General features: G+C 31.3%; 17 protein-coding genes. 9 read left to right on the top strand and 8 right to left on the bottom strand.

The window, feature by feature from the left end; genetic code table 11:
* Window positions 1–80 precede the first annotated feature (80 nt).
* Together LPB302_RS06570 and LPB302_RS06575 are read right to left on the bottom strand one after the other, a co-directional pair.
* Window positions 81–1,262 (bottom strand): AIR synthase related protein, encoded by a 1,182-nt coding sequence (locus LPB302_RS06570; protein ID WP_053974319.1) that lies wholly within the window; start codon window positions 1,260–1,262, stop codon window positions 81–83.
* A gap of 69 nt (window positions 1,263–1,331) precedes the next feature.
* On the bottom strand, window positions 1,332–3,515 hold the full coding sequence (locus LPB302_RS06575; RefSeq protein WP_053974318.1) for a glutamine synthetase III family protein: 2,184 nt from the start codon (window positions 3,513–3,515) through the stop codon (window positions 1,332–1,334).
* Between the two features lie 164 nt (window positions 3,516–3,679).
* On the opposite strand from LPB302_RS06575, the gene LPB302_RS06580 reads away from it, so the two are divergent.
* The gene (locus LPB302_RS06580; protein ID WP_053974317.1) at window positions 3,680–4,705 is read left to right on the top strand and encodes a glutamine synthetase beta-grasp domain-containing protein; all 1,026 of its coding nucleotides are present in this window, start codon (window positions 3,680–3,682) and stop codon (window positions 4,703–4,705) included.
* A gap of 70 nt (window positions 4,706–4,775) precedes the next feature.
* On the opposite strand, the gene LPB302_RS06585 is transcribed toward LPB302_RS06580, so the two are convergent.
* Window positions 4,776–5,315: a DUF4136 domain-containing protein gene (locus tag LPB302_RS06585; RefSeq protein ID WP_053974316.1), complete on the bottom strand. Its 540-nt coding sequence runs from the start codon at window positions 5,313–5,315 to the stop codon at window positions 4,776–4,778.
* Window positions 5,316–5,482: 167 nt separating this feature from the next.
* Here LPB302_RS06585 and LPB302_RS06590 point away from each other — a divergent pair, with 167 nt between their 5' ends.
* From LPB302_RS06590 to LPB302_RS06605, 4 genes are all read left to right on the top strand, one after another.
* Window positions 5,483–8,911, top strand: coding sequence for a methylmalonyl-CoA mutase family protein (locus LPB302_RS06590; RefSeq protein WP_053974315.1), 3,429 nt, complete (start codon window positions 5,483–5,485; stop codon window positions 8,909–8,911).
* Window positions 8,912–9,216: 305 nt separating this feature from the next.
* The gene (locus tag LPB302_RS06595) at window positions 9,217–9,744 is read left to right on the top strand and encodes a DUF8685 domain-containing protein (RefSeq protein WP_053974314.1); all 528 of its coding nucleotides are present in this window, start codon (window positions 9,217–9,219) and stop codon (window positions 9,742–9,744) included.
* Window positions 9,745–9,804: 60 nt separating this feature from the next.
* Window positions 9,805–10,695: a dienelactone hydrolase family protein gene (locus LPB302_RS06600; RefSeq protein ID WP_143032669.1), complete on the top strand. Its 891-nt coding sequence runs from the start codon at window positions 9,805–9,807 to the stop codon at window positions 10,693–10,695.
* 7 nt (window positions 10,696–10,702) lie between these two features.
* Window positions 10,703–11,524, top strand: coding sequence for a class I SAM-dependent methyltransferase (locus tag LPB302_RS06605; protein ID WP_053974312.1), 822 nt, complete (start codon window positions 10,703–10,705; stop codon window positions 11,522–11,524).
* Between the two features lies 1 nt (window position 11,525).
* Here LPB302_RS06605 and LPB302_RS06610 read toward each other — a convergent pair whose 3' ends face one another.
* Window positions 11,526–12,203: an NRDE family protein gene (locus tag LPB302_RS06610; protein ID WP_053974311.1), complete on the bottom strand. Its 678-nt coding sequence runs from the start codon at window positions 12,201–12,203 to the stop codon at window positions 11,526–11,528.
* Between the two features lie 101 nt (window positions 12,204–12,304).
* Here LPB302_RS06610 and pruA point away from each other — a divergent pair, with 101 nt between their 5' ends.
* The gene (pruA, locus tag LPB302_RS06615) at window positions 12,305–13,930 is read left to right on the top strand and encodes an L-glutamate gamma-semialdehyde dehydrogenase (protein WP_053974310.1); all 1,626 of its coding nucleotides are present in this window, start codon (window positions 12,305–12,307) and stop codon (window positions 13,928–13,930) included.
* A gap of 66 nt (window positions 13,931–13,996) precedes the next feature.
* Here the strand turns inward: pruA and LPB302_RS06620 are convergent, their stop codons facing one another.
* Both LPB302_RS06620 and LPB302_RS06625 read right to left on the bottom strand, forming a co-directional pair.
* The gene (locus LPB302_RS06620) at window positions 13,997–14,671 is read right to left on the bottom strand and encodes a fibronectin type III domain-containing protein (protein WP_053974309.1); all 675 of its coding nucleotides are present in this window, start codon (window positions 14,669–14,671) and stop codon (window positions 13,997–13,999) included.
* The gene (locus LPB302_RS06625; RefSeq protein ID WP_231658716.1) at window positions 14,668–18,405 is read right to left on the bottom strand and encodes a reprolysin-like metallopeptidase; all 3,738 of its coding nucleotides are present in this window, start codon (window positions 18,403–18,405) and stop codon (window positions 14,668–14,670) included. The genes LPB302_RS06620 and LPB302_RS06625 overlap by 4 nt, the downstream gene beginning before the upstream one ends.
* 67 nt (window positions 18,406–18,472) lie before the next feature.
* Between LPB302_RS06625 and lipB the strand changes: the two genes are divergently transcribed.
* Window positions 18,473–19,177 carry a lipoyl(octanoyl) transferase LipB gene (lipB, locus tag LPB302_RS06630; RefSeq protein WP_053974307.1) on the top strand — a complete coding sequence of 235 codons (705 nt, stop codon included), beginning with the start codon at window positions 18,473–18,475 and terminating at the stop codon, window positions 19,175–19,177.
* A gap of 1 nt (window position 19,178) precedes the next feature.
* Here lipB and LPB302_RS06635 read toward each other — a convergent pair whose 3' ends face one another.
* Window positions 19,179–20,231 (bottom strand): nucleoid-associated protein, encoded by a 1,053-nt coding sequence (locus LPB302_RS06635; RefSeq protein ID WP_053974306.1) that lies wholly within the window; start codon window positions 20,229–20,231, stop codon window positions 19,179–19,181.
* A 127-nt stretch (window positions 20,232–20,358) separates the two neighbouring features.
* Complete coding sequence (rnhB, locus tag LPB302_RS06640) at window positions 20,359–20,958, bottom strand: ribonuclease HII (protein ID WP_053974305.1); 600 nt, start codon at window positions 20,956–20,958, stop codon at window positions 20,359–20,361.
* Between the two features lie 153 nt (window positions 20,959–21,111).
* Here rnhB and LPB302_RS06645 point away from each other — a divergent pair, with 153 nt between their 5' ends.
* Together LPB302_RS06645 and LPB302_RS06650 are read left to right on the top strand one after the other, a co-directional pair.
* On the top strand, window positions 21,112–23,031 hold the full coding sequence (locus LPB302_RS06645) for a putative porin (protein WP_231658715.1): 1,920 nt from the start codon (window positions 21,112–21,114) through the stop codon (window positions 23,029–23,031).
* Window positions 23,032–23,052: 21 nt separating this feature from the next.
* On the top strand, window positions 23,053–23,298 hold the full coding sequence (locus tag LPB302_RS06650; RefSeq protein WP_053974303.1) for a hypothetical protein: 246 nt from the start codon (window positions 23,053–23,055) through the stop codon (window positions 23,296–23,298).

Genomic DNA, 23,298 nt, shown 5'->3' on the forward strand with positions numbered 1-23,298 from the left:
TTATAAAAAATTGAGAAATCTTATATTTTATATGAGAAATCTTATGTTAAAATTTAAAAGGATGAAAAAGTAATATAAACTTATTTGTACTCAAAAGTACCAAACTCGCTTGTAATCGTTAATTTTTTGGTTGATGACGCTTCTACTCTACCCACAATTTTTGCATCAACATTAAAAGACTTAGAAATTTTAATAATGTCTTCTGCAATTTCTGGTTTTACGTAAACTTCCATTCTATGACCACAATTAAATACCTGATACATTTCTTTCCAATCTGTTTTAGACTGTTCTTGTATCAATTTAAATAATGGTGGAATTGCAAACATGTTGTCTTTTACAATATGTAAATTATCTACAAAATGTAAAATTTTTGTTTGTGCACCTCCAGAACAATGAATCATTCCATGTACTTCTTTGGAGGTAAAATTATTTAAGATTTCTTTAATGATTGGTGCATACGTTCTTGTTGGTGATAAAACCAATTTACCAGCATCAATAGGTGAATTCTCAACTTCGTCTGTTAATTTTGTATTTCCTGAATACACTAAATCAGAAGGAACAGCTGCATCAAAACTTTCTGGATATTTGTCTGCCAAATACTTATGAAAAACATCATGTCTTGCAGAAGTTAAACCATTAGAACCCATACCTCCATTATATTCTGTTTCGTAAGTTGCTTGTCCAAAAGATTCTAAACCAACAATTACATCACCAGCTTCTATATTTGCATTATCTATAACATCTGCACGTTTCATTCTTGCAGTTACTGTAGAATCTACAATTATGGTACGCACTAAATCACCTACATCTGCAGTTTCTCCACCTGTTGAATGAATAGTAACTCCGAATTTTTTTAAATCTTCAATTAACTCTTCTGTTCCATTTATAATTGCTGATAATACTTCTCCAGGAATTTTACTTTTATTTCTACCAATGGTAGATGATAACATAATATTATCTGTAGCACCTACACAAAGTAAATCATCAATATTCATAATTAAGGCATCTTGAGCAATGCCTTTCCAAACAGAAATGTCTCCAGTTTCTTTCCAATACATATAAGCCAAAGATGATTTTGTACCTGCACCATCTGCATGCATTATTAAACAATAATCATCATCATTTGTTAAATAATCTGGCACTATTTTACAAAACGCTTTTGGAAACAAACCTTTGTCTATATTCTTTATAGCATTGTGTACATCTTCTTTAGAGGCAGATACTCCTCTTTGTGCGTAACGTTTTGAAACTTCTTGACTCATATTATAATATTATGCTGCAAATTTAGTGTTTTACAAAAAAAATCCCACTTAAAAGTGGGATCATTTCTATTATCTTGTAAACAATAATTCTCTATATTTTGTTAATGGCCAAAGATTATCATCTACCATGGTTTCTAACTTATCACAATGCAATCTAATTTGTGCAAAATATGGTTTTACTTTTTTGCTATAGGCTTGTGCAGATTTTAAGCCTTTTAAGCCTTTTGCATTTCTTCGCTCTTCTATCATTTTAAGCGTTAATGCATTAATTTCTGTAATATGATTAGAAATAATCATAATCAACTCAATTTGTTCTTTAGCTATTTTTTTAAATTCATCACCAAAAATTTCTTTCAAGTTTTTAGTATTTTCTAACAACGTATTTTGATAAATGATTGCAGTTGGCACTACATGATTTCTTGCAATATCTCCTAAAACTCTGCTTTCTATTTGCAGTCTTTTGGTATACTGTTCAATATCTATTTCATACCTAGCCTCTAACTCCACTTTATTCAACACCTCCATTTCTTCAAATAAAGCAACCGTTTTTTTAGCTGTTTTTACTTGTAGTGCTTCTGGCGTAGTTTTGTTATTACTTAAGCCTCGTTTTTTAGCTTCTTTCTCCCAAGCATCTCCATAACCATCTCCTTCAAAACGAATATTTTTAGAGTCTTTAATATATTCTCTTAATATATTAAAAATGGCCTCATCTTTTTTAAGATTTTTATCATCTATTAAAGCATCTACTTCAATTTTAAATTCTTTTAATTGTTTTGCAACTATAGTGTTTAAAACTGTCATTGGTATTGCTGAGTTTGCAGAAGAACCTACTGCTCTAAACTCGAATTTATTTCCTGTAAATGCAAATGCAGAAGTTCTATTTCTATCTGTATTATCTAATAGAATTTCTGGAATCTTACCTATAATATTTAATTTTAAATCGGTTTTTTCTTCAGGTGATAATTTCCCTTTAGTAACATTTTCTAATTCGTTTAATACATTAGACAATTGGCTACCTATAAATACTGATATAATTGCAGGTGGTGCTTCATTAGCTCCTAACCTATGATCATTACTTGCAGATGCTATAGATGCTCTTAACAACTCCTCATTCTCATAAACCGCTTTTATGGTGTTTATAAAAAAGGTTAAGAACTGTAAGTTTTTCATTGGTGTTTTTCCTGGACTCAACAAGTTGGTGCCATCAGGAGTAGACAATGACCAATTGTTGTGCTTACCTGAACCATTAATTTCTGCAAACGGTTTTTCATGAAATAATACTTTAAAATGATGACGTTTAGAAACTTTTTCCATAACATCCATCAATAAAGAATTATGATCTACAGCCAAATTAGCTTCTTCAAAAATTGGCGCCAATTCAAATTGATTTGGAGCAACTTCATTATGTCTTGTTTTTACAGGAATACCTAACAACATACATTCTTGCTCTAAATCTTGCATAAAACTCATGGCTCTTGCAGGTATTGTTCCAAAATAATGGTCATCTAACTGCTGACCTTTAGCAGGTATATGACCCAATAATGTTCTACCTGTTAAAATTAAGTCTGGTCTTGAGTTGGCAAGTGCATCATCAATTAAAAAATACTCTTGCTCCCAACCTAAAGTTGCATTTACCTTAGATGCATTTTTATCAAAATATTTACATACAGCAGTTGCATGTGTATCTATAGCTTGCAAAGCTCTTAACAAAGGTGTTTTATTATCTAAAGCCTCACCTGTATACGAAACAAAAATTGTAGGTATACATAATGTAGTCTCATAAATAAAAGCTGGCGATGTTGGATCCCAAGCTGTATAACCTCTTGCCTCAAAAGTATTTCTAATTCCTCCATTAGGAAAACTAGATGCATCTGGTTCTTGTTGCACTAATTGTTTACCATCAAATTTCTCCATGGCTAAACCACCATTTATAGATTCAAAGAAAGCATCATGCTTTTCTGCAGTAGCTCCTGTTAATGGTTGAAACCAATGTGTATAATGAGTAGCACCTTTAGAAATTGCCCAATCTTTCATACTAACTGCAACCTGATCTGCAATTTTTCGATCTATCCTTGTTCCTTTCTCTATTGCATTAATCACACTGTCATAAGCAGCTCTTGTTAAGTACTGTTGCATGGCATGTTTATTAAAAACATTCTGACCAAACAATACAGATCTTCTTTCTTTTTCTGTAATCGAAACTGGCTTTCTATTTAAAGTTTCTTGTAATGCAGCAAATCTAATTGTTGACATAATCTAAATTTTAAAGGTCTATTTTAATTATTAAGCAAAGATACCCCTTAAAAATTAGGGATAAAGTTTTTTTTATATCATTTTTCAATTTTTACCCCCTTTTTTTTTGATATCAAATTAAAATATTTGATTTTTGTACCATTAACATCTTACACTCAAGAATTATGGCAAAAATTAAATTAGAATACATTTGGTTAGATGGATACTTTCCAACTCAAAACATGAGAAGTAAAACCAAAGTAGAAGAGCATGACGATTTTCAAGGAACTGTTGAAGAATTAGGTATGTGGTCTTTTGATGGATCATCTACAAAACAAGCTTCAGGAGGTTCTTCTGACTGTTTATTAAAACCAGTTGCAATCTATCCAGATCCTGCAAGAATTAATGGTTATTTAGTAATGACTGAGGTTTTAAATGCAGATGGTACTCCACATGTTTCTAATGGAAGAGCTACAATTGAAGATGAAGATAACGATTTCTGGTTCGGTTTTGAGCAAGAATACTTTATCATGGATACAAAAACACAATTACCTCTTGGTTTCCCAATTGGTGGTTATCCTGCACCTCAAGGAATGTATTACTGTTCTGTAGGTGGTAAAAATACTCATGGAAGATTATTAGTAGAGAAACATGCAGATTTATGTATTGATGCTGGTTTAAACTTTGAAGGTATTAACCAAGAAGTTGCTTCAGGTCAGTGGGAATTCCAATTATTTGCAAAAGGTGCTAAAAAAGCTGGTGATGAAATTTGGATTGCTCGTTATTTATTAGACAGATTAACTGAGCAATATGGTTACTACATAGAATATCATCCAAAACCATTAGGTAAAGATATGGACTGGAATGGTTCTGGTATGCACGCAAACTTCTCTAATACCGTTTTAAGAACTTGTGGTTCTCAAGAAACGTATGAGAAAATATGTGAAGCATTTAGACCAGTTGTAAAAGAGCATATTGCTGTTTATGGTGAGTTTAATGACCAACGTTTAACAGGTGATCATGAGACTGCTTCAATTAATGATTTCTCTTATGGAGTTTCTGATAGAGGAGCATCAATTAGAATACCTATTATTACAGTAGAAAAAGGATGGAAAGGTTGGTTAGAAGACAGAAGACCTGCCTCTAATGGAGATCCATATAAAATTGCTGGTAGAATTATTAAGACTGTTAAGTCTGCTAACATCAGCTAGACTAAAAGTTTATAAAAATGAAAAACTCCGAAATAAAATTTCGGAGTTTTTTTATGCAGAATAATTTCTATTATTCTTGACTTGGAGGATATCTAGAGATAATTTCTTTAACAAATAATCGAATTCTCTCTTCCTTCTTTTCTACATTTTGCATTTTTAATGCTCCTGTTCCTATCCCTTGCCAAATTAATTCTTTCTTGTCTTTATCTATAAAGTCTATAAAAAGTGTTCCTTCTGTGTATTCAGTAACATTTACATTATTGTTCATGCCATTCCACATCCAAGGATTCCAACCCCATCCAAAACCATAACCCATATTGTTTTGGTTTACATTAACTTTTCTTCTAGACTTTGTAAAAATACTAACCAACATATCTGGATTATCAGACTTGGTAAAACCTTGAGCTAATAATTCTGTTTCAATAGATCGTAAAACTCGCTTTTTATCTAAACTAGAAATATCTGCTTTGTCAATTCCTGTTTTGTAAAAAGCAAACGTTTTATATTTTTTAAAATCTGCTTTGGTATCATAGTCTGTAACTACTTTTACAGTATTACAAGAACTCAACATAACTACTAAAGCAAGTAATAAGGGTTTAAAATATTTCATAGATATATAGTTTTTAATAGGTTATATTTTAAAATAAGATGCAATAAGCATGCCAAAAACTCCCAAATTCTGCACTAACGTTAAAGCTATTTTAAAACTCATAAAGAATCGTTTAATTTTTTAAGATTTTCGTAAATTGCAGCACTAAATTCAAAGATTTATTACGAATGGAACAAATACCTGCTTATAAACCTAAAAATAAAGTAAGAATTGTAACTGCTGCTGCTCTTTTTGATGGGCATGATGCTGCCATAAATATTATGCGAAGAATTATTCAATCTACAGGTGTAGAAGTAATTCATTTAGGGCATGATAGGTCTGTAGAAGAAGTAGTGAATTGTGCTATTCAAGAAGATGTAAACGCTATTGCAATTACCTCTTATCAAGGTGGTCATAATGAGTATTTTAAATACATGTATGATCTTTTGAAAGAAAAAGGTGCAGAACACATCAAGATTTTTGGTGGTGGAGGTGGAGTAATTTTACCAGAAGAAATCGCTGAATTGATGGATTATGGAATTACCAGAATTTATTCACCTGATGATGGACGTGAATTAGGCTTACAAGGTATGATTAATGACCTAGTTGAAAAATCTGATTTTGCGATTGGAGATGAATTAAATGTAACACTAGAAGAATTAGCAAATAAAGAAATTGGCGCTATTGCAAGAGTAATTTCTTCTGCAGAAAATTTTCCTGAAATAGCAAAAGACACTTTAGATAAAATTCATACAAAAAATACAACATCAAAAACTCCTGTTTTAGGTATTACAGGTACTGGTGGTGCAGGTAAATCATCTTTAGTTGATGAATTGGTAAGACGTTTTTTAATCGATTTTCCTAAAAAAAGAATTGGTTTAATTTCTGTAGATCCATCAAAAAGAAAAACAGGTGGTGCACTTTTAGGTGATAGAATTAGAATGAATGCAATTAATAATGAGCGTGTTTATATGCGTTCTTTAGCAACTCGTCAATCTAACCTAGCTTTATCTAAATATGTGAATGAAGCAGTACAAGTTTTAAAGGCTGCAGAATTCGATTTAATTATTTTAGAAACTTCTGGTATTGGGCAATCTGATACCGAAATTATAGAACATTCTGACACTTCTTTATATGTAATGACTCCAGAATTTGGTGCAGCAACACAATTAGAGAAGATTGATATGTTAGATTTTGCAGATTTAGTTGCTATCAACAAATTTGACAAAAGAGGCGCTTTAGATGCAATTCGTGATGTAAAAAAGCAGTACATGCGTAATAATAATTTATGGGATGTACATATGGATGACATGCCTGTATTTGGAACTATTGCATCACAATTTAATGATCCAGGAATGAATACGTTATACAAACGTATAATGGATAAATTAGTAGAAAATACGGAAGCTGATTTACATTCTAAAATGGAAATTACAACAGCAATGTCTGAAAAGATATTTGTAATTCCACCAGCCAGAGTTCGTTATTTATCTGAAATTGCAGAAAATAACAGATCTTATGATGATAAGGTTGATAAGCAAGTAGTAGTAGCTCAAAAATTATATGGAATTCATCAAACTATAACATCGATTACAAATGCTTCTGTAGCACTTACTAAAACTGGTTTAGATTCTGATGAGATTTTAAGTCAAGTAAAAGAAGATGAAGAATTCGTTAAATTACTTTTGGCTCAATTCGAAAAAGTAAAAATGAACTTAAACCCATACAATTGGGAAATCATTTTAAACTGGAAAGGAAAGGTTCAGAAATACAAAGACCCAATTTACTCTTTTAAAGTAAGAGATAAAGAAATAAAAATACAAACACATAGCGAATCACTTTCTCATACACAAATTCCGAAAGTAGCTTTACCAAAATACCAAGCTTGGGGAGATTTATTACGTTGGAATTTACAAGAAAATGTTCCTGGAGAATTCCCATACACAGCAGGTTTATATCCTTTTAAAAGAACAGGTGAAGATCCTACAAGAATGTTTGCAGGAGAAGGTGGCCCAGAAAGAACTAACAGACGTTTTCATTATGTAAGTTTAGGAATGGATGCAAAAAGGCTTTCTACCGCTTTTGATTCTGTTACTTTATATGGAAATGATCCTGGTCATAGACCAGATATTTATGGTAAAATTGGTAATGCAGGTGTTTCTATTTGCTGTTTAGATGATGCAAAGAAATTATATTCTGGTTTCGATTTAAGCCACAATATGACATCTGTTTCTATGACTATTAATGGCCCTGCACCAATGTTATTAGGCTTCTTTATGAATGCAGCTATTGATCAAAATTGTGAGAAATACATTAAAGAACATAGTCTAGAAGCTGACGTAGAAGCAAAATTCAAGGAAACTTATGATGACAAAGGAATTGAAAGACCTACTTATCAAGGAAATTTACCTGAAGGAAACAATGGCTTAGGGTTAATGCTTTTAGGATTAACAGGAGATTTAGTTTTACCTGCTGATGTGTATCAACAAATTAAAAAAGATACTTTAGCACAGGTTAGAGGTACTGTACAAGCAGATATTTTAAAGGAAGATCAAGCACAAAATACTTGTATTTTTTCTACAGAATTTGCCCTTAGATTAATGGGTGATGTGCAAGAATATTTTATTGAAAAACAAGTACGTAATTTTTATTCGGTTTCTATTTCTGGATATCATATTGCAGAAGCAGGTGCAAACCCTATTACACAATTGGCATTAACATTGTCTAATGGATTTACTTATGTAGAATATTATTTAAGTAGAGGAATGGATATTAATAAATTCGGTCCCAACTTATCGTTCTTCTTTTCAAATGGTATAGATCCTGAATATTCAGTTATTGGTAGAGTTGCTCGTAAAATTTGGGCAAAAGCCATGAAAAATAAATATGGAGCCAATCCAAGAGCACAGATGTTAAAATATCATATTCAAACTTCTGGGCGTTCTTTACATGCACAAGAAATTGATTTTAATGATATAAGAACAACATTGCAAGCTCTATATGCTATTAATGATAATTGTAATTCACTGCATACAAATGCCTATGATGAAGCCATTACAACACCTACAGAAGAGTCTGTAAGAAGAGCCATGGCTATACAGTTAATCATCAATAAAGAGTTAGGTTTATCTAAAAACGAAAACCCAATTCAAGGTGCTTTTATTATTGAAGAGTTAACAGATTTAGTTGAAGAAGCTGTATTGTTAGAGTTTGATAGAATTACAGAAAGAGGAGGCGTTTTAGGAGCTATGGAAACCATGTATCAGCGTTCTAAAATACAAGAAGAAAGCTTGTATTATGAAACTTTAAAACATACAGGAGAGTTTCCAATTATTGGTGTAAACACTTTTTTAAGTTCTAAAGGATCACCTACAGTGCAACCTGCAGAAGTAATTAGAGCAACAGAAGAAGAAAAGCAGCAGCAGATAAAAACCAAGGAATTGTTGAATGAAGCCAATCCTAAGAAAGTAGCTTCACAAATTGCTATTTTACAAGAGGCTGCCATTAATAATGAGAATCTTTTTGACAAACTAATGGAAGCAACTAAAGTTTGTTCCTTAGGCCAAATTACAGAGGCTTTATTTAAAGTTGGTGGACAGTATAGAAGAAATATGTAGAAGGCAACAACTTTTTAAGAATTTAAAAATCCATACAAATTGTATGGATTTTTTATTGTATTGATTTCTGGAAATCAATTTTTTCTATTAGGTAAGACTAAAAAAGCACTGTTAAAACTGGACTCCCATAAACAAACGTTTTACATAAAATATGTTTTTTTAAAGGAGACATAATCAAAAGAAATGTCCTATTAATCCATTTAATTATTTTAATATTATATCACATAAAGTGTAATAAAATTAATCATTATAATTTTTAAACTATTAAATATTTCATAATTTCATCAAAATTCAAAAAATAATAAATGAAATTATTAGGAATAGGTTCAAGAATTGAGCACTCAACATATGGAACAGGAGTTGTAACCAACGTTACCAGCAAACATTATTGGGTAACTTTTATAAAAAACGGATTAGAAACCATAGATATTGATAGCGATTTTGAAATCATAGAAGCTGTAGAGGATGAAGTGGATACTATAAGTTTTTATGAGGTTGAAAAATCACTCAAAAATTTATTACAAAAATGGAGCGATGTTACTCAAATTGCACCAATTGCAGACAGATGGAAAAATGGGACTTTAATCTTTAGACCTGCTGATTCTAACTTAGCTGATAAAGAAATACCTATTGATACGTTTTTTCATAAAATAGTGATGGTTAGAGATAGAATTAGAGTTATGGAACAAAAAATTAACTCTAGCAAAACACTAGATGATCAAGACAAAATTGACTTGCAACAATACATCACCAGAATTTATGGAAGCTTAACCACTTTTAATGTTTTGTTTAAAGTAAAATCAGACCAATTTGTAGGTTCTAGGTCTAAATAACTCAAAAATCTAATTTATTTAAGTACATTTAGAAGAGTTAAATCATCATCTAAAACACAAATTATGCAGTTAAAAAAAGAAGACATTAAACAAGAAGTATTTGATTTATATGATGATTATGCTCATAACAAATTAACCAGAAAAGAGTTTTTAGCGAAATTATCTTTATATGCTGTTGGCGCAATTACACTGCCAGCTTTATTAAGTTTTATTACGCCAAATTATATTGATAGCATTTTAGTACAACCAAATGACCCAAGATTAGATTCAAAGATGATAGATTACGAATCTCCAAAAGGTGGTCAAAAAATGAAAGGCCTGCTTTCGATTCCTAAAAATGATAATAAAAAACTACCAGGAATCTTGGTTGTGCATGAAAATAGAGGTTTAAACCCTTATATAAAAGATGTTGGTAGAAGAGCTGCTTTAGATGGCTACATCACATTGGCTCCAGATGCTTTAGCGCCTTTAGGTGGTTATCCTGGAAATGATGATGAAGGAAGAGCAATGCAAAGAAAAAGAGATAGAGATGAAATGATTGAAGATTTCATTGCTGGCTATAACTATTTAAAAAACCATAAAAATTGCAATGGTAAAATAGGTGTTGTTGGGTTCTGTTTTGGAGGTTATATTTCAAATATTTTAGCTGTAAGAATTCCAGAGTTAGCAGCTTCTGTACCTTATTATGGCAGACAACCTGCTGCTGAAGATGCAGCCAAAGTTAAAGCTCCCTTACTTTTACAATATGCAGGTTTAGACAAGAGAGTAAATGCTGGTTGGCCAGACTATGAAAAGATTTTAAAAGAAAATGAAGTTACATACACAGCTCATTTTTATCCTGATGTAAATCATGGTTTTCACAACAATACTACACCAAGATATGATGAGGCTGCTGCAGAATTATCATGGACAAGAACTATGGATTTTTTCAAAACACATTTAAAAGATTAAGTTTTAGGTGAGCAAAAAACAATTAATTAGCAAAGAGCTCGAAAATTTCTACAACAAAGCTTCAGAAGAAACTCGTCTTGAAAAAGGCATGGGTATTTTTGAATTTGAACGTATTAAAGAATTAATAACCAAACACATTTCCAAACCAAATTGCAACATTATTGATGTTGGAGGTGGAACAGGTAAGTATAGTGAGTGGCTAGCAAAAGAGGGGCACATAGTTCATTTAATAGAACCAGTAGAAAAACACATAAAGCTAGCAAAGAAGAGAGCAAATAAACTTAAAAATAAATTTTCGGTTACTGTTGGTGAAGCTAAAGATTTACCATTAAAACAAGAAACTGCAGATATTGTAATTCTGCATGGACCTCTATATCATCTACAAAAAAGAGAAGATAGAATAAGTGCCATCAACGAAGCAAAAAGAGTTCTAAAAAAAGGCGGAATTGTTTTAGCTTTTGCTATAAATGCAACTGCATCTACTGTAGTAGGTTTAATGAATGGAATGATTCATGCCAATTCATTTTTTGAAATGTGTAAAGAAGAATTAACTTCAGGAATTCATAATGCACCTAAAGATTTTCCTTTCTTATTGGCTGATGCTTATTATCATAAACCACAAGATTTAAAATCAGAATTTTTAGAAACCAATTTTAAAATTTTAAATCTTTCTGCAGTAGAAGGCATGATTTGGCTAGACAACGAATATTTTGCAAACATGTTAGATAAAAAGAAATCAAAGACGTTAAAAACGTTACAAGAACTAACAGAAAATGATGAATATCTTTTGCCTTTTAGTCCTCACATGATGATTGCAGCTCAAAAATAAATTATAGTAAATCTATGTAATTCATATTTAATTGATCTTGTATTTTAGTTATCGATGTTATACTAACTGTTTCTATTAAATTACGTTTCATTTTTATGGTAACCTCTGGCTCACCCAATTCAGTATTACTATGAAAACCTAAAATATTTTCAGCTGTAAAATTTGCATTGTTTTTTAACCAATTTTTAAACCAACCTTGTCTTTGTTGTTTCATATCTTCTGCATACAAGGTTGATGATGACCAAATTCTTGGTTCGTTTTCTAATTTCTTAAAATGTTTAGTTTCTCCATCCCAAACTAATTCGAATGCTTTTAACTCAACTTTCCAGTCTAATAAAATTAATGTAAAAGGTTCTATATTATTTAAACCTATTCTATTTATATATACTTCTGCATCATCAGCAGTTAAAACATTTTTTACAATTACTCCTCTGCTTAATCCGTAAGGCAAATTTCGTTTGTGATTCTTAAAACCTCCATTTAGTAAACAAACAACTCTGTCTTTTGAGCTTGTTCCAATCCAAGTACCTCCAGCAACTACATCTTTTGGATAGGTTACCTCTACTCCATTTTCTAGGTAACTTTTAGGTGGAATCGTTTTTCTTAAAGGAGTTTCATCTCTGTTAGAAGTAAGTATAAAACCATTATCTTCTAAAGGCAAAAAAGTAACTGTACACATTTATAATCGGCTAAAATGAAGTGGCAAGTTACAAAATCGTTTGATTTAAAATTGGTAACTTTGTAGTATAAAATAATCGAATAAAATTTAAATTTATACAAATGGCAAGAGGATTTTTTAATGTTCCAGTTGCAGTAAACGAACCTGTTAAAGGGTATGCACCTGGCTCTCCAGAAAGAGAAGAGTTATTAGCAACTTATAAAGAAATGTTTAATGGCAATGTAGATGTGCCAATGCATATTAATGGTAAAGAAGTAAGAACAGGTAATACTAAAAACATTACACCTCCTCATGATCATCAACATGTTGTTGGGCAATATCATACAGCTGATCAAATCCATGTAGATGAAGCAATTTCTACAGCTTTAGCTGCTAGAGAAGCCTGGTCTTCTGTTTCTTGGATGGAAAGAGCTTCAATTTTCTTAAAAGCAGCTGAGTTATTGGCTGGGCCTTATAGAGCAAGAATGAATGCTTCTACTATGATTGCACAATCTAAAAACGTGCATCAAGCAGAAATTGATGCAGCTTGTGAAATGATCGATTTCTTTAGATTTAACGTTCAGTACATGACTGATATTTTTAAAGACCAACCACAATCTGCTCCTGGAATTTGGAACAGAGTTGAGTATAGACCCTTAGAAGGTTTTGTATATGCTATTTCGCCTTTTAATTTTACTTCTATTGCAGCAAATTTACCTGCAGCAGCAGCTTTAATGGGTAATGTTGTAGTTTGGAAACCATCTGATCATCAAGCATATTCTGCACAAGTTATTGTAGATTTATTTAAAGAAGCTGGTTTACCTGATGGTGTAATTAATGTGGTTTATGGAGATCCTGTTATGATTTCTGATGCATGTTTATCTTCTCCAGATTTTTCTGGTTTACACTTTACAGGATCTACAACTGTGTTCAAAAATCTTTGGAAACAAATTGGTAACAACATACATACGTATAAAACATATCCAAGAATTGTAGGAGAAACTGGAGGTAAAGATTTTATCTGGGCTCACAATTCTGCAAACCCTTTACAAGTAGCAACAGCAATTACTAGAGGTTCTTTTGAATATCAAGGTCAAAAATGTTCTGCTGCTTCACGTGCTTACATTCCTGCTTCTATTTGGGATGATGTTTTAAAACACTTAAAAAAGCAAACATCAGAATTAAAAATGGGTTCTCCAGAAAATCCAGATAATTTTGTAAATGCAGTAATTCATGAAGGTTCTTTTGATAAAATTGCAAAATATATTGATGCAGCAAAAGAAAACGAAAATGCAGAAATTATTATTGGTGGTGGACATGATAAATCTAAAGGATACTTTATTGAGCCAACAGTAATTTTAGCTAAAAATGCTACTTACGAAACAATGACAACTGAGTTATTTGGACCAGTGATGACTGTTTATATTTATGAAGACGAAAAGTGGGAAGCTTCTTTAGAGTTAGTAGATCAATCTACTGAATATGCTTTAACAGGTGCAATTTTTTCTACTGATAGATATATTGTTGAGCAAGCTTCTAAAGCCTTAGAAAACGCTGCTGGTAACTTTTATATAAATGACAAACCAACAGGAGCTGTTGTAGGTCAGCAACCATTTGGAGGAGCAAGAGCTTCTGGTACAAATGACAAAGCTGGTTCTGCTCAGAACTTATTAAGATGGACATCTGTAAGATTAATAAAAGAAACTTTTGTTACTCCACAAGATTATAAATATCCATTTTTAGGATAGAAAAAATAGTTCAACAAAAAAGCCTCATCAATATTTGATGAGGCTTTTTTAGTTATATAAGTTTTCTTAATTAGCAGTAAAAGACCAAATTTGACCAATTGATTTGGCTCCTGAATCATCCTTTACATTTACCTTCCAATAATAAGTTGTTCCAGTAACCACATTAACTGTATAATTTTTTGTAGTTACAGCATCATCTACTAAAGCAGGGTCTGCATTTTCACCAAAAAATACTTCGTAAGATAAAACATCATCTAAATTTGGGTCTCCAGCTTTCCACGTTAAATCTAAAGTACCACTTGCAACTATAGTATTATTATTAGGTGTTAATAATTGCGAAGTAAAAGGTACATAATTCTGTTCCCCTTCTCCTTTTGTAAAAAAAGCAAAAACTTCTGAAGAACTACCTAAATTATTATTCACATCTAAAGCATCTACTTGCCAATAATAAGCAGTTTCTTTTTCTAAAGTAATTTCAATCTGAGTATCAGTTACTGTTCTATTCTCTACAACATCAGTTAAAGCTCTGTCTTTTGCAATAATAAGATTATACTCTATATCATTACCTTCAGGATCTGTTGCTTCTGTCCAATCAAATGTAATTGTATTATCTATACATAATAAATCTGAAGTTGGAAACACCAAATCTACTTTACTAGGTGCTTGATTTGCTTTCTTAGAACATTTTACTAATAGAAAACAACAAACTATTATTAGCGATTTTATATATATTTTTTTCATCGTTTTAAAATTTTGATTGGTGTTGCATTTTCAATAGATAACTTCAGAATATAAAATCCGTTTGCATATTCTTGAAAAGGAATTTGTAATACATCATTCTCTGGTTTAAAATCTTTTCTAAAAATAAGTTTTCCATTAATATCAAAAACGGTTGTTTCAATCATTGCATCTGTAATTCCTATTGGCAGTTGCAACTCTATAAAGTTGGTTACAGGGTTTTGTTTTAGAATAACATCACCTATACTCTTTTGGAATAAACCTTCGCAATCTTTTGCTGTTTTTACTTCTAATTTTCCTGTTTCATTTATTTCTAAATCAAACTCTTTTTCACTAGAAACAGCAATGAGCTCATTGTTTAAATACACGTTGTAAGGAGCTGTACCTTCTTCTATATTAAAGGAATAGGTGTTAGACGATTTTGCTGAAGAAAGTTTTAAACTTATAGGTTGTGCTTCTTCAATGGTAACCTCAAAACAATTTGTGACATTTAAAACATTTGTTGTAATACAAATTTCATAATCTCCAGGAGCTGCATCAAACAAAATAAAATTACTAGAATTAAAGGTTTGATTAATGTTTGTAGATGGACCTGTAATTACCAATTGTCTTGCAAAACCATCAGATTTATTATCAATTTGAATAATTCCATCATTTTCATCAACACAACTTTCTGCTGTTGTTAAGATCGAGAAACCATCTATTTCTGCAACAGTTACAGAGTAATCTTCTGTTTCACCCCATTCAGTAAGATGATCTGCATCACATGCGCCTAAACCAAAGCCTGCTGATGGATCATCATATTCTATAATAACCCTCATTCTTGTTTGGCCAAATCTAGCATTACTTGGCACTGTAATATCAAAAGTTTTTGTACCAACATCATTTAATTCTGTGCCTAAATCATATCTTTCTGTATCATTGTCAAATTCAAAATCTTGATTCCAATCAATAAAAACATAACAATGATCTTGAAAACCTGCAGTATCAAAAGTTACACTTACAGTGCGTGTATCTCCTCTTAAAACATTTGTATTTAAGTTGGTAAAATCTTGGTATCCATCATCCATATCATTACCAGAAGTATTATTAATGCTACCAAAAGTTACATTAGTAATGTGTTCTGAACCTCCAGGTTCATCTGTAAAAGTTGAAGCACAATAAGCTGCATTAATGGTTGTAAAAGTGAATGCATTTGAGAAATTACCTTCTCCACAATCATTCTTTGGTTTTACTCTCCAGAAATAAGAGGTTACTCCATCTAAATTGGTAGTTGTATAAGCATTGGTTGCAACATTGCCTGATGAAACTACATTTGTAAAATTAGCATCTGTAGCTATTTCTACATCATATGTAATTGCATTTGCATCTGCTTCCCAAGTTAACTCACTAGTTAAGTTAATATCTGTAGCATTATTTGCTGGTGATGATAATACAATATCGTTAAACGTATTTGTAGTTAGTTTAAATTCTACATCTATACTTTGGTTTACAGAAGCAGAGGTTCCTAAAACACTAATAGTATAATCTCCAGCAGTTTTACCATCTAAATTAGAAATGGTTAAAACAACATCTCCATCTGCACTAATTGTAGCTGGTGTAAATGTGGCTACAGCTCCTGTTGGTTCTCCTGTTGTAGCTAAACTAACAGTATCTGAAAATCCGTTAACAAAATCGAAATTAAGGGTATAGCTAACAGTCTCATTATTAATATTACAAGCTGTTTGTAAACCACTAACATTATTAATTACATAAGTTGGATCTACAGAATTGATTACAAAATTGCTACTATTTACATTGTAAAAAATATTGTTTACAGCTTCTACCATTATTCTTGCTGAACTAGTAGCATTATCTGGAACTATAATAGTTTCTGAACCATCATTAGCTGTGCTGCTTTTTAGCAAGATCGGAAAAGTAGCTCCTCCATCTGTAGATAATCTAATATTTACCAAATTACAATTTATAGGTGCAGTATCTGTATCACCTTTATTCCAAGTAATGGTTTGTGTTGTCCCTACATTCCAAGTTACGTTAGTAGAAGGTGCAGAAACCGTAAATGGATCTACATCCACAACTGATATTTCTACATCATCTCTTGCTGAACTTCCACCACCTGCATTATTATCTCTTACTGTAAATGAAAAATTAAAAGTTCTTGCAACACTTGGTAAAACTTCCCAAGTTGTAGAATTATTACCAGCAATAACCGTACTTAAGTCTGGCATATAGCGAATTGGACTTACCTTAGAAGGTAAAGATCTAAACATTGGCCCAACTGTATTTGTTGCTAAAGGTGGCATAGAACCAACTTCATTATCAATTTGTTCCCAATTATAGGTTAATGAATTTAAACCATCTGCATCATTTGCAGTACCTACTAATTTAAAAGGTGTAGATTTTGGAATACTATAATCTAAACCAGCATCAGCAGTAGGTGCAGCATTATTAGTATTTGTAACAAGAGCACAACTTCCAGTAGTTTGAATGTGATTCCACATTTGAGCAATACTTACTGAGTGAAAGTAATCATCGCTATTTCCATTTACATTTCCTGCTTGTACATTTGGATTACAGATACCTGCATAACCCATAATTGTAGACCCACTTCCTGGCTCTACAGCTGTTGCTAAGGTTCTATTACAGTTGTTATTTTGTGTGTGAGTTGCTCCAAATTGATGGCCAATTTCATGAGCTACAAAATCAATATCATAAGGATCTCCAACTGGTTGAGATCTTCCTGTAACACCTCTTGCTTTTTGGCCTGTAACACAAACTACACCTAAACCAGCTAAACCATCTCCACCAACACTAAAAATGTGTCCAATATCATAGTTTGCATTTCCTATTACATTATCACAGATAGTTTGCACTTCATCAATCATAGCATCAGGATCGCCATCTGTAATGTTATCTGTGTTTTCATCTAGAAAAATAACTTCATCATTATTCGCAACCAATTCTAATTTTACGGATAAATCTTTTTCAAATATTCCATTTAACCTAGTTACAGAAGTGTTCATAGCAGACAAAACTGCTGCTTTTTTAACTGCATCTGATGCTGTAGTTGGTATGTTTTGCTGACCTGCACCTAAATGAAATTGTGCATATTCTCCACTACAAACTAAAGCCAATTTGTAGGTTCTAAGCTTACCATCATCTGCATTTTTAAAACTATTTGTAAATGAAAAATCGTTTTTGGCAGAATCTTCTACCTGACATTTAAAATCTTCATCTATTGCATTTAAACTATTTCTATTATAGGTGATATAAGCCTTATTATCCTTAGAATAAGGGTCTATATATACAGTTTCTTGCATAGCAGAAAAAATAACGCCATGAAAACCATCTGTACCAAAACTTAATTTAGCAACTGCTGTTGGGTCATCTATACCTTTGGCAGTATACGCATTAATATTTGGAAATTTCTCTTGTAATTCTATACTAAAATTAGACGATTCTTTTACTTGAAAACGTTGCAAAACACCTTCGCTATTTGGTAAAAAAATTAGTACAGATTTTTCGCTAGTTGACCTCTTTAATTCTTGTTGAAAAGAAGAAGTTTCTAATGTTAATAATTGATATTTTGTTGGAAAATTCTCTTTCTGATAAATTTCCTTTTTTTGTTGTGCAAAATCAGAAGACTCTATAGAGCTCCAAAATTGCTGAGCTTTTAGTTGAGTAGCACTAAAAAGCAATACTGCAAAAAGCATTAGATGGGATATTTTCCTATTCATATACTGTATTTAAAACACGATTATATCTTCCAAATATAAACATTTATTTACCTTTGTAGTCGTAATTATGAATAGAAACATACTACTTAAAGACCTTTCTTTAAAAGACTATAAAGAAACTTGGGATTACCAAACTGAGCTATTGCAAGAGATTGTAGATACAAAAATTTCGAACCGTAGAAATTCTGGCAAAGAAATCACTAAAAATCATTTCTTGTTTGTAGAGCACCCTCATGTGTATACTTTAGGTAAGAGTGGTGATTTAAGTAACTTACTTTTAAATGAAACTCAGTTAAAAGAAAAAGGTGCTACTTTTTATAAAATTAACAGAGGTGGAGATATTACTTATCATGGACCAGGACAAATCGTTGGCTACCCAATTTTAGATTTAGAAAACTTTTTTACAGATATTCATAAATACTTACGTTTGCTAGAAGAAACAATCATTTTAACCATTGCAGAGTATGGAATTAAAGGTACTAGAAGTAAAGGTGAAACAGGAGTTTGGCTAGATGTGGGTACACCTTTTGCACGTAAAATTTGTGCTATGGGTATACGTTCTTCTAGATGGGTTACTATGCATGGATTTGCCCTAAATGCAAATGCAGATTTGGGTTATTTTGATAATATAATTCCATGTGGAATTCGTGGTAAAGCTGTAACTTCTATGGAAGCTGAATTGGACAAAAAAGTTGACATAGAAGAAGTAAAAACTAAAATCTTAAAACATTTTAAAGCTCTTTTCGAGGTTGAAAACTTTATAGATTCTTAGATTATTTTTCCTCGTTAAAATACACTTTGTAATATTTCATTTTCTTTTCTTCATCATAACCTCTTTCTAAATATTCTGAGGCTGCATCTGGAGCATCAACATCTAATTTAATGCTAATATTGGTATCTAACTTAATTTCGGTTTTAAGTTTATTTTTTTCTTTTTTTAGCACAACACCAGAAACATCAAAATTATTTCTGATTAGAACATCATTTAAATTTTCATAATGCTTTTTATAATCTTCAAATAAATCTTTGTGTTTCTCTTCTTCAAAGATTTCATCTTTAAAATTATGATAATCTACAGCCTCATGCTCCTTAAAATAATCTACAGTATTTGCTAAAAAATTACCTTGTTCGTGTTTTCCAAACTCAGGTTTTATCACCTCTTCTGAAAACTCTTTACACAACTCTAAATAGTTTTGTGTGTGCGAATTATAATCGTCAGCTAATTTTACACCAAGAAAATTCTTAATCCAATATTGAGCATCATAATTATTGTTATCTACAGAAAAAACTACTGTGCCTTCTGTATCTGAGGTATTTAGAATTAAACAACCTTTATCTATTTTTCTTGTTGATATTCCTTTTTGAACAACAACATCAAAACTTTCATTATCATCTAAATACGTCTGGAAGAAATCGACTTTATTTTCGATTTTAAACACACCAACTGCTTCTGTTAATACATCTTTATATTCAATACCTTCTATAAAAACCACAATTACATCACCTGTTTTAATTTGTGCAGAATTAGACTGCTCATACAAATGATTTACCATATTTTTAGAGAACTCTACAAATGCACTTTCGTCTTTAAAAATTTCTGTAGCATAATTATTTAGCTCATTTAAACGAACATCTGCATGATGAGAAAATCGATAACTTTGAGTTAAAGAACCAAAAGGTTTTAGCAGAAAGTTCTTCATTAAATCATAACTTTCTTGATCAAAACGAATTAAATCTTCAGAAAAAACATTCTGGCCACTATTAAATTTATTAGCCACTTTATGTAAAATACACTTGGTTATTTCTGCTCTCGTTTTTTTAATCATCTCTAAAAATTTTGGAGGGTAAAAATAGAAAAAGTTTACGGCTAAAAATCTAATTGTTCATAAAAAATCATTCTATTTATTAATGATTTTGATAAATATTTGTTGAAGAAAATTCCTGCAATTTTGATTACAACTTTAATTTGAGTTGTTCAGGTAATAATTTAAATGTTTTTCGATGATGTATGGTAGCTCCAAATTCACGAATTGCAGCTCTGTGTTCTTTGGTTGGATATCCTTTATTTTTCTGCCAATTGTACATTGTAAATTCTTGATGAATCTTTTTCATATATGCATCTCTATAGGTTTTAGCTAACACTGAAGCTGCAGCAATACTTAGAAATTTGGCATCGCCTTTTACTATAGTTTCGTGAGGAATTTCTTTGTAGCTTCTAAACTTATTTCCATCAACAATAATAAATTCTGGAGCAATTTTTAAGCCACCAATAGCTCTATGCATACCTGTAATTGAAGCCTGTAACACATTTAATTGATCTACCTCATCTTGATATATGAAGGATACTGCATAAGCCAATGCTTGTTCTTCTATAATCGGTTTTAAAATCTCTCTATTTTTTTCTGACAATTGCTTGGAATCATTCAATAGTGGATGAGAAAAATCTTTAGGTAAAATAACAGCAGCTGCAACAACTGGCCCAGACAAACAACCTCTACCAGCTTCGTCTGTACCTGCTTCTAAAAGACAACCACTATAATTTGATTTTAACATATTGCAAAGAAAATAAAATTATAATTAACAGATATACATATAATTATTAACTACAATTTTCGTTTAATTATTTTACATTTGCCTTTGTTGATTTTTGGGATGAAAAAAACGTTTGTACTTTCTTTTTTGATATTTATATTTTCACTGAGCAGCTTGCATAGTCAAAGAAAACTAGGTGCAGGTGCTAAAAGAGAACAAACCACTAGAATAGGTTTAGATGGTAAAGTTGATACCTTAAATACAAAAGGTTCTACCAAAGTTATTTTGTCTGGCAAAACCAAATGGACAGATTATAAAATTATTTCTCATAGCAGAGATACTACGTATATAGATACTACTCTTACGTTACAAAAAGATTATAAATTCAATTATTTAAGAACAGATAATTTTGAGTTATTACCTTTTCATAATCAAGGGCAAACCTTTAATAACTTAGGCTATAGTTACAATAATATATTGCGTTTACCAGATTTTGGGTTTAGTGCAAAACAGGTAAGTTATTTAGAAGTTGATGACATTAATTATTTTGATGTACCTACACCCACTTCAGAAATTATGTACAGAACTGGCTTGCAACAGGGTCAGGTTGTAGATGCCATTTTTACACTAAACTTTTCAAAAAGATTAAATGTTTCACTTTCCTACAAAGGTCTTAGATCTTTGGGTGCCTATAGAAATTCCTTAGTAAGTAATGGTAATTTTAGAGGAACATTTAGATATAGAACTAAGAATAATCAATATGAAATTAGAGGGCATTTAACTACACAAGATTTCTTTCATCAGGAAAATGGTGGTTTAACTGCAGAAGCCTTAGATAACTTTATTAATGAAGACCCAAATTTTGATCAACGTTCTAGGTTAGATGTAAATCTAAATGATGCACAAAGTCAGTTTGATGCTACAAGAATATATTTAGAGCATAGCTATAAACTCTTGGCCAATAAAGACTCATTGTCTGACAAGGATTTTAGCAACTTAAAAATAGGTCATATTTTCACCAATGAAAACAAGAGTTATGGATTTAGCCAAACTACAAATACAACTGCAATTTTTGGTGATGTAAATGCTACTGATGCTTCAAATAAAGATGCAGATAGTAAGTTAACGAATAATGAATTTAATTTGGAGTTCAACTCTAAATATGTACTGGGTAAATTTAAAGCGAAAGTAAATTTAACGAGTTATAACTATGGTTATGATAGTATTCTAAATCAGAATAGTACCATCAACAAATTAAGATTAGAAAGCAATGCTATTTCTTTAGGTGCAGATTGGAATGCTAGAATTAAAAACTTTAATTTAAATGCAGATGCTTCTATAACTCCAGGTTCTGGAAGGTTGTCTGGAAATTATATAAGAGGTACAGCAGTTTACGCAAAAGACAGTTTATTTGCAATTAAAGGATCTTTATTACTTAGTTCAAAATCGCCAAATTTTAATACACTTTTACATCAAAGCATTTATGATGATTACAATTGGCAAAACGAATTTAGCAATATAAACACAAGAGATTTGGGTTTTGCATTTAGTTCTAAATGGTTAAATGGAGCTGTAAATTTTACAAACATAGACAACTATACTTATTTTGATGAAGACAGCAAACCTCAGCAATTTGCAAACCAAATTACTTATTTAAAAGTAAAAGCAAATCGTGAGTTTAAGTTCTGGAAATTGGCTTTAGACAATACAGTCATGTACCAAAATGTTAGCAGTGGAAGTTCGGTTTTTAGAGTACCTGAGTTTGTAACTAGAAACACTTTCTATTATGCAGATAATTGGTTTAAAGGTGATGCCATGTTTGTGAATATTGGTGTAACTTTTAAATACTTTACAAAGTATAATGCTAATGCCTATAACCCTTTATTATCTGAGTTTAGACTTCAAAATGATGAAGAAATCGGATTTCCTACAGTAGATGTATTTTTTAATGCAAGAGTAAGAAGAACACGTTTGTATTTAAAGGTAGATAATGTAACTTCTGGTTTTACCAAAAAGAATTATTTTTCTGCTCCAAATTATCCTTACAGAGACTTTACAGTACGTTTTGGATTGGTTTGGAACTGGTTTATATAAACCAAAACCATAGTATTCTTGATGATTAAACAACTAAAAAATAACTGGAAAATTTTTCTAATAGCAAGCTTAACTTTAGGTTTAGCACCTTTTAATCCTCCACATTTATTGGGTAAAATTCAATGGATTTTAGGAGGTAATGCTTTTTCTTCTGATAAAGGCATGCAAGCTCAAGATTGGTTTGATGTGTTACTCCATGGTTTACCTTGGCTACTTTTACTATTATCAGGTATCTTAAACCTAACTAGTCAAAAGAAAACACAATAA

It is taken from the genome of Polaribacter dokdonensis (genome assembly GCF_024362345.1).
Taxonomy (GTDB): domain Bacteria; phylum Bacteroidota; class Bacteroidia; order Flavobacteriales; family Flavobacteriaceae; genus Polaribacter; species Polaribacter dokdonensis.